13 protein-coding genes and 1 tRNA gene are annotated in these 17,015 nt (G+C 70.6%); 9 read left to right on the forward strand and 5 right to left on the reverse strand.

Annotated elements, in window-relative coordinates; translation table 11 throughout:
• Positions 1-109 precede the first annotated feature (109 nt).
• Positions 110-2,146, reverse strand: coding sequence for a sigma-70 family RNA polymerase sigma factor (locus tag ACGFJ7_RS08350; RefSeq protein ID WP_392641565.1), 2,037 nt, complete (start codon positions 2,144-2,146; stop codon positions 110-112).
• Between the two features lie 166 nt (positions 2,147-2,312).
• Between ACGFJ7_RS08350 and ACGFJ7_RS08355 the strand changes: the two genes are divergently transcribed.
• On the forward strand, positions 2,313-3,701 hold the full coding sequence (locus tag ACGFJ7_RS08355) for a pectinesterase family protein (protein ID WP_392641567.1): 1,389 nt from the start codon (positions 2,313-2,315) through the stop codon (positions 3,699-3,701).
• A 14-nt stretch (positions 3,702-3,715) separates the two neighbouring features.
• Complete coding sequence (locus tag ACGFJ7_RS08360; RefSeq protein ID WP_392641569.1) at positions 3,716-5,137, forward strand: RICIN domain-containing protein; 1,422 nt, start codon at positions 3,716-3,718, stop codon at positions 5,135-5,137.
• A gap of 324 nt (positions 5,138-5,461) precedes the next feature.
• Here the strand turns inward: ACGFJ7_RS08360 and ACGFJ7_RS08365 are convergent.
• The 3 genes from ACGFJ7_RS08365 to ACGFJ7_RS08375 all read right to left on the reverse strand — a co-directional run bounded on the left by ACGFJ7_RS08365 (position 5,462) and on the right by ACGFJ7_RS08375 (position 8,786).
• Positions 5,462-5,537, reverse strand: a tRNA-His gene (locus tag ACGFJ7_RS08365).
• A 99-nt stretch (positions 5,538-5,636) separates the two neighbouring features.
• Positions 5,637-6,227, reverse strand: coding sequence for an oligoribonuclease (gene orn, locus ACGFJ7_RS08370; protein ID WP_392641571.1), 591 nt, complete (start codon positions 6,225-6,227; stop codon positions 5,637-5,639).
• A gap of 273 nt (positions 6,228-6,500) precedes the next feature.
• On the reverse strand, positions 6,501-8,786 hold the full coding sequence (locus ACGFJ7_RS08375) for a hypothetical protein (protein WP_392641573.1): 2,286 nt from the start codon (positions 8,784-8,786) through the stop codon (positions 6,501-6,503).
• A 1,504-nt stretch (positions 8,787-10,290) separates the two neighbouring features.
• On the opposite strand from ACGFJ7_RS08375, the gene ACGFJ7_RS08380 reads away from it, so the two are divergent.
• Together ACGFJ7_RS08380 and ACGFJ7_RS08385 are read left to right on the forward strand one after the other, a co-directional pair.
• Positions 10,291-11,106, forward strand: a complete 816-nt coding sequence (locus ACGFJ7_RS08380; RefSeq protein WP_392641574.1) for a hypothetical protein — start codon at positions 10,291-10,293, stop codon at positions 11,104-11,106.
• Positions 11,107-11,175: 69 nt separating this feature from the next.
• Positions 11,176-11,469 (forward strand): hypothetical protein, encoded by a 294-nt coding sequence (locus ACGFJ7_RS08385; RefSeq protein WP_360244418.1) that lies wholly within the window; start codon positions 11,176-11,178, stop codon positions 11,467-11,469.
• A gap of 432 nt (positions 11,470-11,901) precedes the next feature.
• Here ACGFJ7_RS08385 and ACGFJ7_RS08390 read toward each other — a convergent pair whose 3' ends face one another.
• Complete coding sequence (locus tag ACGFJ7_RS08390; protein ID WP_360246496.1) at positions 11,902-13,539, reverse strand: copper resistance protein CopC; 1,638 nt, start codon at positions 13,537-13,539, stop codon at positions 11,902-11,904.
• Between the two features lie 97 nt (positions 13,540-13,636).
• On the opposite strand from ACGFJ7_RS08390, the gene ACGFJ7_RS08395 reads away from it, so the two are divergent.
• From ACGFJ7_RS08395 to bcp, 5 genes are all read left to right on the forward strand, one after another.
• Complete coding sequence (locus ACGFJ7_RS08395) at positions 13,637-14,173, forward strand: sigma-70 family RNA polymerase sigma factor (RefSeq protein ID WP_392641576.1); 537 nt, start codon at positions 13,637-13,639, stop codon at positions 14,171-14,173.
• A 76-nt stretch (positions 14,174-14,249) separates the two neighbouring features.
• Positions 14,250-14,744 carry a MauE/DoxX family redox-associated membrane protein gene (locus ACGFJ7_RS08400; protein ID WP_360244424.1) on the forward strand — a complete coding sequence of 165 codons (495 nt, stop codon included), beginning with the start codon at positions 14,250-14,252 and terminating at the stop codon, positions 14,742-14,744.
• Positions 14,741-15,493 (forward strand): DsbA family protein, encoded by a 753-nt coding sequence (locus ACGFJ7_RS08405; RefSeq protein WP_360244427.1) that lies wholly within the window; start codon positions 14,741-14,743, stop codon positions 15,491-15,493. Before ACGFJ7_RS08400 ends, ACGFJ7_RS08405 begins: the two co-directional genes overlap by 4 nt.
• Positions 15,490-16,479: a hypothetical protein gene (locus ACGFJ7_RS08410; protein WP_360244430.1), complete on the forward strand. Its 990-nt coding sequence runs from the start codon at positions 15,490-15,492 to the stop codon at positions 16,477-16,479. The genes ACGFJ7_RS08405 and ACGFJ7_RS08410 overlap by 4 nt, the downstream gene beginning before the upstream one ends.
• Positions 16,476-16,946: a thioredoxin-dependent thiol peroxidase gene (gene bcp / locus ACGFJ7_RS08415; protein ID WP_360244433.1), complete on the forward strand. Its 471-nt coding sequence runs from the start codon at positions 16,476-16,478 to the stop codon at positions 16,944-16,946. The genes ACGFJ7_RS08410 and bcp overlap by 4 nt, the downstream gene beginning before the upstream one ends.
• Positions 16,947-17,015: the final 69 nt, after the last annotated feature.

Raw genomic sequence — 17,015 nt, forward strand, 5'->3', positions numbered from 1 at the left:
GCCAGAGCTTTGCGATGACCGCCAAAGTAATCGGGCCCCGCACGCCTACTGACTGTCCGCCCGGTCGATCCGACTGCCCGCGCCGGCCGTTCGACTGATCGCGGCCGGGTCAGCCGCCCATCGACGCCCCGATGCCGTTGCCGGTGGCCAGGAAAATGGTTGCGGGGAGCCTGCCCGACGGTGGGCGCGGGTTCTCGGCCGTGGTGGGGTCGGTGGAGCGGAAGCGGGCCGGGGTCCAGTTGTCCTCCTGCCAGCTGTTGCGAGTCTCGGTCGAGCCCGGGGCCAGGCCGGCGGGCTCGATTCGGTTGTCCACAGCCGCGTTTGTCCGTAGCACCGCGGGACCTCCGGGGAGGGCGAAGCCGGAACCGCCGTTGTCGTAGGCGGTGTTGTTGGTCAAGGTCAGGCCGCTGACCGGGCCGGCGTCGTCGGTGAAGCCGTGGTTGGCGTTGGTCCAGGCCGCGTTGTGGCGCAGCCGGTGTGGGGCTCCGCCGGTGAGGACGAAGCCGTTGCCGCCGTTGTCGTAGGACCAGTTGTATTCGACGGTCACCGGGCCGGCGAAATTCAGGTCCAGGCCGGACCGGGCGTTGCCGGCGAAGCGGTTGCCGCGGACGCGGTTGCCGTCGCCGTCGCCGGCCATGAAGCCCAGGCCGATGCCCCCGCCGCCGGTGAAGTCGCTGTCCAAAACCTGGTTGCCGGTGGTGCCGGGGTCGCGCAGGAGCAGGCCCGATCGGGCGTTGTTCCGCATGATCAGGTGCCGGAAGACGGTCGAGCGGCACGACGAGCACACGTACGCGTGACCGGCCGAGTTGATCACCGAGAGGCCCTGCACGGTCCAGTTCACCGTTCGTTGCGTGACGGCCCATTCGGAGGCGGGGAGTGACGAGGCGTCGATCACGGGCTGTTCGTCGCGGTAGTTGCTCACCGTGACGCCGGTGGCGGTCGACGAGATCGTGACGCCGGAGGAGAGGCGATAGGTTCCCCCGCGCAGGGCGATCGTCTGCCGGGTCCGCGCGGCCGAGACGGCTTTGTGAATTGAGGCGTACGGATGGGCGAATGACCCGTCGCCGGAGTCCGATCCGTTCGGCGCCACGAAGACGTCGGCCCGCTGCACGCCGAGGCCCGCGATCGGCAGCGCGGAGGCCACGGCGGCGGGAGAGGCGGTTGGCGTACGGCCGCGGACCGCCGCGCCCGGCGCGGAAGGGCGCACCGCCACGGGAGGCGGGGCGACAGCCGCCGGCGGCGGAGCCGGCAAGGGAGTCTCGTACACCGCGTAGGCGAACCCGCCCCCGGCCACCGCCGCCGCGGCCGCCGCGGCAGCCGCGAATTTAGGAAGTGCGGAAGCCTTGGCGGTTCCCGAAAGCGCTGCAGGGGTCAGCAGCGCGGAGGCCACCCCCGCCGGGACCGGGAGGGCGGCGATGCCCAACAGCAGCTCCTCCGGGGCGAGCAGCCCGTGCCGGCTCAGGGTGCAGCGAGGGCAGTCCCGCACGTGGCGCATGAGCCGCTTGCGCCACAACGGGGCGGCGATGCCGTTCCACCGGCGGACCTGGTCCTGCAATGTGGGGCAGCGTGGCCGTGACCGCAGTGCCCGCACCACTGAGCGGGCCGCGTCGAGTTGGGCCTTCATCCGCTGGACGCGGACGGCCGCGTGTTTGGGCCGCACCTGAAGGGCCGCCGCCAGCTCCGATCGGGTCAGCTCGCCGGCCGCCTCCTGCCACCACAGGCTCAGCAGGCGCCGGTCGCCCTCGTCGAGCCAGCGGGCCGCCTCGATCAGTTCGCGGCGCTGCTCGGCCACGACGAGCTCGGCCGTTGTGCGTTCGGCGAAGTCGGCCGCCGGGTCGGGCACGTCGAACGTGAGGGGGAGGCGTGGCGCCGACTTCTTGGCGCGCAGGTGCATCTGGATCTGCCGGTACGCGATCGCGATCAGCCACGACCGGAACCGGGCCGGCTCGCGCAGCGACGGCAGCCCGCGGATGGCGCGCAACATCGTGTCCTGCACCAGGTCGTCGACGTCGGGGTGACCGTCCAGTGCCCGCCCGATGATGTTGTAGATCAGCGGCAGGTGCTCGGCGATCAGTGCGTCGCGGGCCGCTGTGGATCCGGCCTGGGCGTCACGGACCAGCGAGAGCGCGATCCGACTTCGAGTCATCACGCCTCCCGTCCCGGACATCGAAGATCGTCAAAGCAAAGACTGGCACGCCGGATGGCGAGCGGCCAACAAAGAACGCCGCCGGATTTTTGTTGTCGTACGGCCGCAGCCGCATCTACCAGGGTGCAACCGAATGGGAGCGCTCCCGGAAAGTGAGAGGACCATCGTGAGACGTCTCGTCGTGGCCGCCCTGGCCGTCGCCGTCCCCACCGCCGCGATCCTCTGCGGCGCCCTGCCCGCGGCGGCCGCCCCGCCTGCCACGGGCGGCATCTATCAGCTCAAGGTCACCAAGAGCGCCCAGTGCGTCGACGTTCCGGGCGCGTCCACCGCGAACGGCGCCCTGCTCCAGCAGTGGGGCTGCACGACCGGCGCCGCCTGGCAACAGTTCAAGCTCGTCGCGGCGGGCAGCAACTATCTGCTCCAGAACGTCAGCAGCGGCAAATGCGTCGACGTCCCCGGCGCGGCCACGACGAGCGTGCAACTCCAGCAGTGGGGCTGCGCCGGCGGACAGGCCAACCAGCAGTGGCGCCTGAACCCCAGCGGCACTGACACGTTCCAGATCATCAACGTGGGCAGCGGCCTCTGCATGAGCGACAAGGATGCTTCCACGGCCAGTGGCGCGGCGATCATCCAGGAGACGTGCACCGCGAACAGCAACAAGCAGTGGAGCTTCATCCGAGATCAGGCGGCCACGGTGGCGAAGGACGGCACGGGTCAGTACACGACCGTGCAGGCCGCGATCGACGCCGTTCCGGCCGGCAACACGACCCGCCGCGTGATCACCATCAAGGCCGGCACGTATCGCGAGATCGTCACCGTCCCCTCCAACAAGCCCTACGTCACGCTGCAAGGGCTGGGTGGCAGCGCCGGCCAGACGGTGATCGTCAACAACCACAGCAATGCCGGCGGATACGGCACCTCGGGCAGCGCGACCGCCTTTCTCGACGGCCACGATTTCGCCGCCGGCAATCTGACCTTCGCCAACGATTACGGCGAGGGCAGCCAAGCGGTGGCGGTCAATCTCAACGCCGACCGGTCCGTCTTCACCAACGTGCGCTTCCTCGGCAACCAGGACACGTTCCTGGTCAACAACAACCGGTCGTACGTCAAGAATTCGTACGTCGAGGGCACCGTCGACTTCATTTTCGGCGGCGCCACGACGGTGTTCCACGGCAGCACGATTCACGAGAAGCGCACCAGCGGCGGCCCGATCACCGCGGCCAGCACCGATGCCGCCAAGACGTACGGCCTCCTGTTCCATCAGTGCACGATCACCGGCGCGGCCAGCAATGTGACCCAGCTCGGCCGCCCGTGGCGCCCGAACGCACAGGTGCTGTACCGCGAGTCGAACCTCAGCACCACCATCAAGAACGCGCAGCCCTGGACCGACATGTCCGGCAACGTCTGGCAGAACGCGCGCTTCCTCGAATACAAGAACACCGGCTCCGGCGCGACCGTCAACAGCAACCGGCCGCAGCTCAGTGACGCGCAGGCCGCGAATTACACCCCGCAGAAATACCTGGCCGGCTCCGACGGCTGGAACCCGGTCGGTTGAGAAGGAGCAGAATGATGAAAAAGCCGATTTGGTACGCCGCGGCGCTCGCCCTCGCATTGATCATCGTCGCCACGAGCGTGCTCCCGTCGGAAGCCGCCGCCCTCCCCGCGACCGGTGGCACCTATCAGCTGAAGGTCGCCAAGAGCGGCAAGTGCGTCGACGTGCCCGGTGCGTCCAGCGCGAACGGCGCCCTGCTCCAGCAGTGGGGCTGCACGACCGGCGCCGCCTGGCAGCAATTCAAGCTCGTCGCGGCGGGCAGCAATTATTTGCTCCAGAACGTCAGCAGCGGCAAATGTATCGACGTTCCCGGGGCGAGCGCGACAAGCGGCGTACAACTGCAGCAATGGGGTTGTGCCTCGGGCCAGGCCCATCAGCAATGGCGCCTGGCCGCCAGCGGAACGAACACGTTCCAGATCATCAACGTCGGTAACGGTCTGTGCATCAGCGACCAGGATGCCTCCACGGCGAGTGGTGCCGCGATCATCCAAGAGACGTGCACCGCCAACAGCAACAAACAATGGGCCTTCGAGCCGATCGGCGGCGGCCGGGCGTGGCCGTCCACACCGGACGGCTTCGCCTCCACCGGCGGCGGCACCACGGGCGGCGCGGCAGGACCGACAGTCACCGTCAGCACCATGGCCGACCTGCAGAAGTACGTCACGGCCAGCACCCCGTACGTCATCCGGGTCAGTGGGGCCATCACGGTCACGCCGAAGGGCGCCGAGTTCAAGGTGCAGTCGAACAAGACGATCGTGGGCGTCGGCACGAGCGGTCACATCGTCGGCGGCGGCTTCTTCCTTGGCACGGGCGTACGCAATGTCATCATCCGCAACCTCACGATCCGTGACACCGCGATGCCCGACGACGACAAGGTGTACGACTACGACGGCATCCAGATGGACACGGCCGACCACGTCTGGATCGACCACAACACCATCACGCGGATGAACGACGGCTCCATCGACAGCCGCAAGGACACCAGTTACCTGACCGTGTCGTGGAACGTGCTGTCCAGCAACAACAAGGCGTTCGGCATCGGCTGGACCGACAACGTGACCGCGCGGATGACGATCCACCACAACTGGATCCACGACACCAATCAGCGCAATCCCAGCGTCGACAACGTCGCCCTGGCCCACCTCTACAACAACTACCTGCAGAACATCACGTCGTACGGAAACCTCTCCCGCGGCGCCACCAAGCTCGTGCTGGAGAACAGCTACTTCGACAATGTGAAGAACCCGTACTACAACGACACATCCGCCGCCCAGCTCAAGCAGAGTGGCAGCATCGTCGTGAACAGTTCCGGCAAGCAGCAGACGAACGGCTCCGCCTTCACGCCCAGCGCCTACTACCCGTACTCACCCGACCCGGCAGCCGACATCCCGAGCCTCCTCAAGACCTACGCCGGCCCTCAGGCCACCATCGGCCAGTGACCCTCACCGGTCCAGTGCCCCGAAACCCCGGGGCTTCGATCCGGTGACCAGATGAAGGCCTCCAACGGTGTAGTGGAGCTGCCAAGACGCCACACACCAGGCTTGGAGGCCTTCATGCCCCGGTGGCTTGACGCTCACCGGGCACGAGCGGCGCCCTCCTCGGCACCGGCGGCCCCGGTGCTTGACGCACCCTCGGCCGTACCGCCTGGGGCGTACGTCCGCTCTCGCTGGGAGCACGGCTTCCGGCCCGCTCGCAGAATCGGACACCTGACGGCAAGAGGGCTAGCCCGTGACTCGGACTAACCCTCTGACCTGGACTTACTATGGGGTGATCGACGGGACTTGAACCCGCGACCCCCGGGACCACAACCCGGTGCTCTACCAGCTGAGCTACGACCACCATCGCGCACGGGAGCGTTCCCCGTGGTGCCGAGCAATCATAGCCGAATCCCCACGGGGCTCGTCGAGCGGGTTACCGGGCACGCCCGGGTGACACCTCTTACAGCTCGGCGGCGATCGACTTCGCGGTCTCCACGTCCGGGCCGGGCAGCGGGACGAAGATCGTACGGCGGTAGTACTCGAGCTCTCGAATGCTCTCGCGGATGTCGGCGAGCGCCCGGTGGGCGAGGCCCTTGGCCGGCTGGCCGAAGTACACCCGCGGGTACCAGCGGCGGCACAGCTCCTTGATCGAGGAGACGTCGATCATGCGGTAGTGCAGGAAGTCGTCGAGCGCCGGCATGTCGCGGGCCAGGAAGCCGCGGTCGGTCGCGATCGAATTGCCGCAGAGGGGCGCTGTGCGGGGATTCGGAACGAATTGGCGTACGTACGCGAGTACGGCCTCCTCGGCCTCCGCCATCGTGATCGCCGACGCCCGTACCTCTTCGGTCAGCCCCGACTTGGCATGCATGTCCCGGACCACCGGCGGCATCGCGTCGAGCGCCGCGTCGTCGGCGTGAATGACCAGGTCGACGCCGTCGCCGAGCACGTTGAGGTCGGGATCGGTGACCAGGGCCGCCACCTCGATGAGCTTGTCCTTGCCCAGATCGAGGCCGGTCATCTCACAATCGATCCACACCAGAAGATCCGCCACCCGAACAGCGTACGCCGCAACCCCCCGAACCGCTGCGGCGCGTTTCCCAGCCACCCGTCCGGGCACGACCGGCACGAATGTCCGCTTTCAGGCGATGACTTCCCACATACCACTAGTTGGGGCTAAAATGGTCTTAACGGACGAAGCCCCCCTTCGGTTACTCCGTTCCCCCGGTAAAGGGCCTTCCGCGTCGGCAGCGCGGAGGGCCCTTTCGGGTGTACGACGAAGGCCGCCCCGTCATCGGAGCGGCCTTCGTCATACGGGACAAGCAGGTCAGTCCTCGCCGGAAGAGCGCCGGCGGCGAGTCGACTCCGTACCCTCGACGGTCTGCTCGGCCGGGGTGGCGGTGGTGCGACGGCGGCGACGCTGCCCCGAGGCGGCAAGCAGCTCGGCGGCCTCCTTCTGGTAGGCGGCCAGCCATCCGGTCGGGGTGCCGCTCCCGGCGGGAATGGCGCCGGTGCTGGTCCGCACCGGAACATCAGGCTGCCGAACCGGCTTGACCTGCGCCTGCCTAGGTTTTGCGGGCTTGGCCGGCGCCTTGGCCGGCGCCTGCTTGGGCTTGGCGGTTTTCGCCGGCTTGGCCTCCCCCGCCGCGCTCTTCGCCGGAGTGGCCGCCTTGGCCGCGGTCCTGGCCGTCTTGGCGGCCCGCGCCGTCTTGCCGCTCGTGGCCGGCGTGGCATCCTCGACGTCCGCAGCCATCGACGGTTCGGGTTCCGGCACGCTCGCCCGTACGGCCCGGCTCCGAGAGGCCCGCGCGGAAGCAGGCCGGCTCGCCGCACCGCGCCGCTCGGCACCCGACCCGGCCGCCCGGCCGCCGACCTCGCCGTTCCCGCCCTCCTCAGCGGCTGCCGCCGCACTCGCGGCCACGCTGCCCGCCGCGCGCGCAGCCACACCCTTCGCAGCCACGCCCTCCACGGCCTGCGCAGCCACGCCCTCCGCAGCTCGCGCAGCCACACCCTCCGAAGCCCGCGCAGCCACGCTCTCCGCAGCCCGCGCGGCCACACCCTCCGAAGCCCGCGCGGCCACACCCTCCGAAGCCCGCGCAGCCACGCTCTCCGCAGCCCGCGCGGCCACGCTCTCCGCAGCCCGCCGCCAGGCAACCGGCGCGGGCCGGCCGGACCCGTTCCCCGGCAGGCGCCCGGCGAACGTCGAGGTCAGCCCGCCTTCGATCCGCCCCTGCGCCTGCGCCAGCAGCCCACCCTCAGCCGGCCGCCGGCCCGAGGACCGCGGCTTCGCTTCCTCAGCGTCACCCGACAGCCCACCTTCAGCCGACCCCGCGACAGGCTCAGCACCCGACTCAGGGATCGAAGCCACACCCGGCTCAGCGGCCGAGCCGGACGCCGACTCCGCCACCTGCGCGTTGACCGGCTCTTTGACCGGCCCGTCGGCCAGCCCGTTGACCGGCTCTTTGACCGGCCCGTCAGCCAGCCCGTTGACCGGCTCTTTGACCGGCCCGTCGGCCAGCCCGTTGACCGGCTCTTTGACCAGCTCTCTGACCGGCCCGTTGGCCGGCTCGGCACCCGGCATCCCGGCCGGCCCAGCCAACCCAGAGATCGGCACTCCCGCCGACTCGGAGTTCCGCGCCCCCGCCGAGCCGGAGATCGGCGCCGCGACCGGCCGGCTGGCCGGCTCGGCGATCGGCCTCACAACCGGCTCAGCCGACTCGGAGATCGGCGCCTTGGCCGGCTCGGCGATCGGCGTCCCGGACGGCTCGGAGCTCGGTGCGGCGGTCGGATCGGTCACCGGCTCAGCGATCGGGGTCGCTGCGACCGGCTTGATCTGCTCGGCGAGCCGTTCCTCAACCGGCCCGGCGGGCAGCACACCCTCATCAGAAGGAGAGGGAGAGGGACGCGTGGGTGAAGGAACGATCGGCCGCGACGGTACGGGCGGCCGGGGCACCGAGGGCCGCGGTGGAGCCGGAGCTGTGGTCCCGGTCGGCCGCACACCGCTGAAGACATTCGACTGAGACGCCGCAGAGAGATCGCCGTTGGCCCCGCTTTCAGCACCCGCCGCGTCAGCCTCTACGCGCTCACCATTCGCCGGCGGCTCGGCGGAGACAGGAACCGAACCCGCGATGTCGCTCTTCGCGAGCGGCGGGAAAACCGGCACCGGGCCCTGGCTTTCGCCGACGGCCTCGGTGCCGGCCTCCACGGTCGGCCGGCCCCCACTGGCGGATGGGGTGGCCGACTCCGAGTAACGCTTGGTGGACCGTGCCCGCGTCGTCGCGGCGGCCGGCTCGATGTCGCGAGCCGTCCCGCCGGCGCCGCCGGATCCAGTCGTTCCGGGCTCCCCGCCGAAGCTCTCCGCTTCCGCGCCATCACCCGAAGTCGTCACCTTCCCCAGCGCAGCCGGGTCAACCGCAACGACCGGTTCAAGATGTACGGCCGAATCGCCCCGAACGCCAGAATCGACGCCCTCTCGGCGATCAACATCACTGCCGTGGTGAGCCCCGCCACCGGTCGGCAAGCCGCCATGCGACGCGGAGTTCGCCGGCGCTTCGCGCTTGAGCGAGCGAGCCCCACCAGCGGAAGAAGCCACACTCTGCTTCACAGCCGACATGGCCTCATCATCCGATCCCGCCGCCACAAACCCGACCGGCGAAGGCACCGGCGAGGGCCGCCCTTGGACGGAGGCGCTGCCGATCGCGGAGGGACTGCCACTCGCGGAGGGACTGCCACTCGCGGAGGGACTGCCACTCGCGGAGACACCGCCGGCCACGGAGACACTGCCGCCCAGGGAAGGACCACCGCTCGCGGAAGCGCTACCGCTCAAGGAAGGACGGCCGCTCGCGGAAGGATGGCTGCTCACGGAAGGACGGCTACTCACAGAAGGACGGCTGCTCGCGGAAGGACGGTTGCTCGCGGCAGGATCGCCGTTCAGGGAGGGATCGCCGTTCGGGGAGGGATCGCCGTTCGGGGAGGGATGGCTCTTCGGCGGGGATTGGCGGCCGACGCGCGGTGGCTGGGATCGGCGAGGGCCAGTTGCGGTCCAGTCGGTGGCCTTCGGGCCGGTGACTACTGAGACTCGCTGGCCCGCCATGCGCGGGTCACGCTGCGCGTCGGGGCGGGCGGAACTAGTGGCGAGGTCACGGTCGGCGACGGCCGCCGCGTTCGCCGGCGATGCCCCAGTGGCTTCCGGATCAGGCGCATCGGCGCGGAAGGCCCGAGCGTCCGCGGCGCCGGCGGCATAGGCTGCCGCCACGGCGTCGACGGAGATTGGTGCATCCGACGTCGATTCGGTCGAACCCGCACCCGTGGGCGCGACGGCGGACGCCGACGGCGCAGGGCTGGTCGAGGTGGCCGGGCTGCCGGTACCGGCTTCGGCCAGGTTCCGGGTGGGGCGTGGGGAAGGCTTGGTGCCGGCGGCGCGACGAGGCGGCGCAGCCGAACGCGGGCCAGAATCCGAGGTCGACCGTGAGGTGGACAGTTCCGGCCCGGCGCCCTCACCCGGCTCGGCGCCCACCAGTTCGGCCTCTGCGGCCAGCTCGGCGCCGGCAGTCGGTCCGGCGTCAGCAGTCGACCCGGCGTCGGTGATCCGCTCGGCGTCGGCAGTCGACCCGGCGTCGGTGATCCGCCCGGCGTCGGCAGTCGACCCGGCGTCGGTGATCCGCTCGGCGTCAGCAGCCGGCCCGGCGGTGGTAGCCCGCTCGGCGTCGGTGCTCGGCTCGGCGCTAAGGGTGCCGGGCGAGGTGTGGGTCGCTGGAGACGCAGTGGGAAGGTCGGCGCTGGTCATCAAACGGGAACCGGCTGGTTCCGGATTGGTGAGGGCTGCGGTTTCCGGGGCCGAGGCCGGGTCGGAAGGGGCGCTCTGCGCGGCGGCGGCTCGGCGGCGGGCCGCTTCGGCTACCCGGGCTGCCGCCTGGGCTTCGGCTTCGCGGGCTCGGGCGGGGGCCGTTTCGGCTACCCAGGCTCCGACGGCGGACGCCCGGAACATCGGGATGTCGGTGGGGGTGGTCGTGTGACGGCGGGTTCCCCGTTCGGGGCGGCCGCCGAACAGCGGGTCGGGTGTCGCCGGCGGATCGCCCAGGGGGAGCGAGATCGGGCCGGCGGCGGAGTGTGCGCCGATGAAGCTCAGCGGCTCGCCCGGGGCGGGGGTCCGCTGGCTGTTCGGGCGTGGGGCCCGCGCGGGGATCGCCGTGGCGGCCGCGTACTCCGCGGCGGAGGGCGGTTCGGCCGGCTGCCGGCCCTGCGGCGCCGACCCAGGCCCCGCCGGCGCCCAAGCGGAGACCGCCGAAGCCGAGGCGGAAACCGCCGAAGCCGGGACCGCGGAAGCCGAGGCGGAAACCGCCGAAGCCGAAGCCGGGACCGTGGAAGCTGAAGCCGGAACCGTGGAAGCTGAAGCCGGAACCGTGGAAGCTGAAGCCGGAACCGCCGAAGCTGAAGCCGGAACCGCCGAAGCTGAAGCGGGGACCATCGAAGCCGAAGCAACGCCCGCCGGGGCCGAAGCAGGAGCCGCCGAAGCTGAAGCGGGGACCGAGCCCGTGGCGGAAGGCGGCGCCTGGCCTGGAGTGCGAGCATCGGTGGCTACGGCCCCAGCCGGACCACCGCCGATCGCGGCGCCTCCGGAGGGGTCAGTACCGCTGTTCGAGGGGGCGGCGACCTCACGCCCCCGCGTCTCCGCACCGGGGATCGCAGCGACCACCGCCGGGGAAACCGACGAAGGGGAAACAGCGGACGGGAGGGTCGAAAGCGCCATGACCGGCTCACCCGACGGCGGCCAGTCGGGCGCCGGGGGCAGAGCCGCGGGACGCCGCTTCTGTGCGTCCGCCAGCGTTCGCGGGCGGTGGGCGCCGGGGCGGGGGGCGGCCAGCGCCGCCGTGGGCATCGGTGCGCCGATCGCGGCCATCAGGGCCGGGACCTGGCTGGGCTCCACCACGTAGACGATCTCGCGGCGGCGGGTGGGCCAGGCCAGGGTGATCAGGCCGGTCATCAGCAGGAGGGTGCCCATGGTGAGCAGGCCCCACGTGCTCGAGTTAAGCCAGCCGGGGCGGAGTTCGGCCGTCGCCGTCAACTGGAGGCCGGGGCGGGCCGCCGGTGACATCACGACCAGGCTGTACGGGCCTCCTGTCACCTCCCCGGGAGTCCAGGACACCTGGCCCAGGCCGCTTCTGGTCCAGAAGTCGTTGCGGTTCGGGGGCGTGGCCGGCGCCGTACGGCCGCGGTTGAAGTTCGTCGCCACCGGCAGGGCTCCCGTGCCGATGTCGACCGTGCGGATCACCGAGAACGGCACGCCGCTCAGGTAGCGCTGGACCTCGGCCGTGGGGGCCAGTCCGATGAAGGCCGGGCCGCCCTGGGTGTCGGCTCGCAGGCGCAGCTGGGTGTCGCCGACCCGGGTGAAGGAGGCGTCGGCGCGCAGCAGGCGGTCGACGTCCGGGACCACGAAGGCGTAGCCGGGTGTGGACAGCCGTTGCAGTTCGCCGCTGAAGGCGCCGCCGGGGTCGCGGTGTTGCATGGCGGCCCAGAGGCCGGCGCCGGCGAGCAGCGACGGCAGGCCGATGGCCAGCAGCAGCATCCCGAGGATGGTGCGGAACACCCGCATCAGCTTCTCCCCCTGTATCAGCACTAACTGCGCCGACCATACAGAGCCAAATACCCCTAAAGTGGTCAAACAGCCGCGAATCACTAGCACGAAAAAGCCCGGCCCCCGGCAAAAGCGGGAACCGGGCCGGAAAAAATCAGTTGATGGTGGCCGTGGTGGTCAGCGTCGACTGGTCGATGTCGCTGGTGCGGGCCGTGATCTTGAAAGTCCACTCGCCGGGCTGGGGCAGGGCGATGTCGCCGACCGCGTGGAAGTCGGTGATCCGCAGCAGCGGGATCTCGATGCCCTCGATGCCCTTCGACGGGAGCGCCGCCGTCGCCTTCCACTCGACAACCGTCAGCGGCTTGTTGTCGGGCGTGAAGGCGTACAGGTGAATCGAATTGTTGCCGACCTGGGCCGGGAAGATGTCGATCTGGACGGCCATCTTCGGGTCGGTCAGGGTCTTCGTCACCGTCGTGTTCGTGTCGGCCGACGAGGCCGCCTCGGCCGTGCGCGGCGGCGAGATCTGCACCAGGGCCGACGTGACGCCGAGGATCACCGCGGTGATGGCGAGCTCGGCGATGACGATCTTCCGCAGGCCGCGCGGTTCAGCCTCGGCCGATTTCGACCGTACGAGGCGACGGGACCACCACGCCACACCGAGCACCACTGCCGCGAGCGCCACCTTGACCAGGATCAATTGGCCGTACGTGCTGTCGACCAGCCCCTTGAGCGACGCCACCTCGATCAGCGCCTGCACGACGCCCGCGATGATCAGCGCGCTCACCGCTGTCGCCGCCCAGCGGGACCAGATCGGCAGGATCGCCCCGAGCTCCCGCTCGTCCGCCCGCGGCAGCAGGAACGCGACGAGCATGACCAGCCCGCCGAGCCAGACCGCCATGGCGGCCAGGTGGATGGCGTCGACCACCACCGACACGCCGGCCACCGGGGAGGCGGTCGGGTGGCCGGTCAGCGGCCAGGTCGCCAGCGCGGCCACGCCCAGCACGCCGAGCAGGGCGAGGTCGGCCTTGGACTCGTTGCCCCGGCCGCGCAGCAGTGGCCGGAGCAGCAGGGCGGCCGCGCAGATGACGCCGAGGCGGACCAGCATGACCGCGCCGAAGGTGCTGCCGAGCACGTCGCGCAGGTCGCCGACGCGCACGTCGAAGAGCGTGGAGCCGGTCGAGTACGGCGCCTGGAGCCAGAGCGCCATCAATGTGCTCGCGGTGATCAGCCCGACGCCGGTCCAGATGAGCCGGGCCGGCCCGCGGCGGCTGAGCCGGTGCGGCCAGAGCAGCGCCAGCACCAGCACCGGGCCGACGAGGAGCACCAATCCCGCGTACCCGAGGTATTTGCCGACCGGGATGAGAGCCCGTACGACCGAATTGACCTTGGTTTCGTCGACAGTGGCCGAGGGCGGCGTCGAGGCGGCGCCGACGGAGAAGGTGATGCTGCCGCCGACCGGGTGGCTGTCGGCCGAGATGACGCGGTAACTGACGAGGTACGTGCCCCGGCCGCCGCCCGAGCGCAGCGGGATCGTCACCGTGCCGCCGTCGACGGTCGGCTCGCCCTGGTCGGCCCGGCTGCTGTCCGGCGCCAGCACCTGGATCTTGCCGGAGAGCAGCTGGACGGACTCGCTGAAGGTGAGCGTCACCTTGTTCGGCGCGTCGGGCACGATCGTGCCGTTTGCGGGATCGCTGTTGACCAGGGCCGCGTGCGCGCTCGCGGGCGCGGCCGGCCCCAGCAGGACCGCGAAGAACCCGACCAGCAGACCGGCTAGAGCCCCGTACACGCGCATGCGCCGCCGATTAGTCACCCCGACATGCTGCCCGATCTCAACCTGAACGCCCACTGGCGGGTGGGAGGAGACATCGAAAGACTCCTTTCCGCGTACGATGACCGCCATGGACGGCCTGGAGGAGACGACCGAGCTTGCCCGCGCCGGCGATCCCGCCGCCCAGGCGGCGTTCGTCCGGGCCACCCAGGCCGAGGTGTGGCGGTTCTGCGCGGCCCTGGTCGACCCGGGCGCCGCCGACGACCTCACCCAGGAGACGTTCCTGCGGGCGTTCAAGGCCCTCAAGGCGTTCGAGGGCCGCTCCAGCGTCCGCACCTGGCTGCTCGGCATCGCCCGCCGCACCTGCGCCGACCACCTGCGCGCGGTCGTGCGCCGGCGCCGGCTCGACGTGCGGCTGGCCGCGCAGGCGTGGACCGATCAGCCGTCGCCCGATCCGGCCCACCGGCTGACCACCGCCGACCTTCTGGGCCGGCTCAGTGACGAGCGCCGCACCGCGTTCGTGCTCACACAGGTCCTTGGACTCTCCTACGCCGAAGCCGCGCAGGTGGAGGATGTTCCGGTGGGCACGATCCGCTCCCGGGTGGCCCGGGCGCGGGACGAGCTCGTGACCGCTGTGGCCGAGGCTCGCGCCGTCTAGTCAGCTTTTTCCCAGCGGAACCCCAGCAAAATGGGGGGAACCGGCGGGACAGTGGCATCGACTAAGTGGGGTGACCATGGACTTGAAGCAGCGGCCGTCCCGGCTGACGGCAGCCTGGCCCTGGATCTCCACCCTCGCGCGGCTCGGCCTGGCGGCGGTCTTCCTGATCTCCGGTGGACTCAAGGTGACCGACCTGGCCGCCTCGGGGCGCGCCGTGAACGCGTACGACCTGATGTCGTGGGAGACCGCCAAGGTGGTCGGCGCCGTGCAGCCGTTCCTGGAGATCGCGCTGGGCCTGCTGTTGTTGATCGGCATCGCCACCCGGCTGAGCGCGGCCATCGCGGCCGTCCTGCTGGTGATCTTCATCGGGGGCATCGTCTCGGCCTGGGCGCGAGGGCTGCAGATCGACTGTGGTTGCTTCAGCAAGGGCGGGGAGCTGACCGGCGGGCGGACCGCGGAATACGGACTGGACATCCTGCGTGACGTGGGCTTCCTCGTCCTGGCCGGAATCCTGCTGTGGAAACCGCGGACGAAGTTTTCGCTCGACGGCCTGTTGTTGGGGGAGAGATGAGCAAGGGCGACAGAGACCGGAAGAGCGCGCAGGCGCGCAAGATCGTCGAGGCGCAGAAGGCGGCCGAGAGACGCCGCAAGGTCACCATCTGGACGACCGTGGCGGTCGTGGCGGTGCTGGTGATCGCCGGCGGCATCGGCTGGGGCGTACTGGCCAACCAGAACAAGAAGACCGATGCCTCCCAGGTGACCACGCCGAGCGTGGCGGTCGACGACGGCACGGCCTTCGCGGTCGGGACGGGCCCGGTCACCGTCGACCTGTACGAGGACTTCATGTGCCCGATCTGCAACTCGTTCGAGCAGCAGACCGGCCCCACGATCAAGCAGATGGTCACCGACAAGCGGGTGACCGTTCGCTACCACCCGGTGGCGATCCTCGACGACGCGTCGAACGGCACCAAGTACTCGACCCGGTCCGGCGGGGCGGCGGCCGCCGCCGCCGTGGACGGCAAGTTCACCGAGTACCACGACGTGCTCTACGCCAACCAGCCCGAGGAGGGCAGCTCCGGCCTCACCGACGCCAAGCTGATCGAGCTGGGCAAGTCGGTCGGTCTCGGGTCGAGCTTCGAGACCGCGGTGAACGACAAGACGTACGACAACTGGATGACCAAGGTGACCGACACGTTCGCCTCGCGCGGCTACAACGGCACGCCGACGATCGTGGTGAACGGCAAGCAGGTCGAGGGGCCGAACAAGACGCTGCCCACGACGGCCGTGTTCGAGCAGGCTGTGCAGGCCGCCGAGGGGTGATCCGCCAAGCGATGATCATGGCCGGCGTCCTGATGTTCGTGGCGCCGGCCACGCCCGCGTTCGCGCACGCCGGCGACACGCCCGACGCGACGGCGTACCGGACCGCGATCACCGGGATCAGCACGCCGGAGAAGGGCTTGACGGTCCGTACGGTCGAGGCCGGCGCCCGGCTCGAGCTGAGCAACGAGACCGGTCACTCGGTCGAGGTGCTGGGCTATTCCGGCGAGCCCTACCTCGACGTCCGGCCCGACGGCACGTACCAGAACACGAGCTCCCCGGCCGCGTACCTCAACGAGACCGTCACCGGCGACACGCCCGTACCCGCGTACGCCGACCCGACCTCGGCCCCCACCTGGCGCAAGATCTCCTCCTCGACCACCGTGCGCTGGCACGATCAGCGCACCCACTGGCTCAGCCCCGGTCTGCCGCCGCAGGCGCGGGCCGATCCCTCGCGCGCCCATCGCCTGCGCGACTGGGTGGTGCCGCTGCGCGAGCAGGTCCGCCCGTTCGAGCTGCGCGGCACCCTCGACTGGGAGCCGCCGCCACGCGCCTGGCTGTGGTGGCTCGGCGCCGGCCTCGCCGGCCTGGTCACGGTGGCCCTGGCTCGCCGCTGGTCCGGCTCGGTGCGGCCGCTCGCGCTGGTCGCGGGTTTGAGCCCTCTGCTGTACGCCGTGACGACCGCCCTCGACGGCGGAAGCCCGTCGCCCGTCCTGGTGCTGGCCGGGCTCATCGGGGTGGCCGCCGCCTACCGGCATCCGCCCTTCTTCCTGGCGCTGGCCGGGGCGGTGGTGGCGCTGTTCGGCGGCTTCAACTCGGTGGGCGTGTTCGACGCGGCGGTGCTGCCGGCGGCCGGTCCCGCCGTCGTCACCCGCGCGGCCGTCGCCCTGGCCATCGGGGTGGGCGCCGGGCTGGCCCTGACCGGCGTGCTGCGGCTGCGCGCCGCCCTGCCGGCCGCGCAACCCGGCCGGACTATCGTCGCAGCATGACTGACCGACTCTCCGCCGGCGACGCCGCCCCCGAGTTCTCGCTGCCCACCGACAACGGCGACCGGCTGACCCTGTCCGACCTGCGCGGGCGCAAGGTCATCCTGTACGTCTACCCGGCCGCCATGACGCCGGGCTGCACGACCCAGGCGTGCGACTTCCGCGACTCGCTGGGCTCGCTGCAGGCCGCCGGTTACGAGGTCGTCGGCATCTCGCCCGACGCTCCGGCCAAGCTGGCCAAGTTCCGCGAGCGCGACGCCATCACTTTCCCGCTGGTCAGCGACGAGGACAAGAGCGTTCTGACCGCGTACGGCGCGTTCGGCGAGAAGATGAACTACGGCAAGAAGGTCATGGGCGTGATCCGCTCCACGTTCGTGATCGACGAGGACGGCAAGATCGAGCGCGCGCTCTACAACGTCAAGGCCACCGGCCACGTCGCCAAGCTCCGCCGCGATCTCGCAATCGACTGACAAATACTTCAGTCCTGCAGGTTCCTGCCGATTCTTGAGGGCGACCGGCCAGAGGTCCCCTGTCCCACG

The sequence above is a fragment of the Actinoplanes sp. NPDC048988 genome (genome assembly GCF_043197815.1).
Taxonomy (GTDB): domain Bacteria; phylum Actinomycetota; class Actinomycetes; order Mycobacteriales; family Micromonosporaceae; genus Actinoplanes.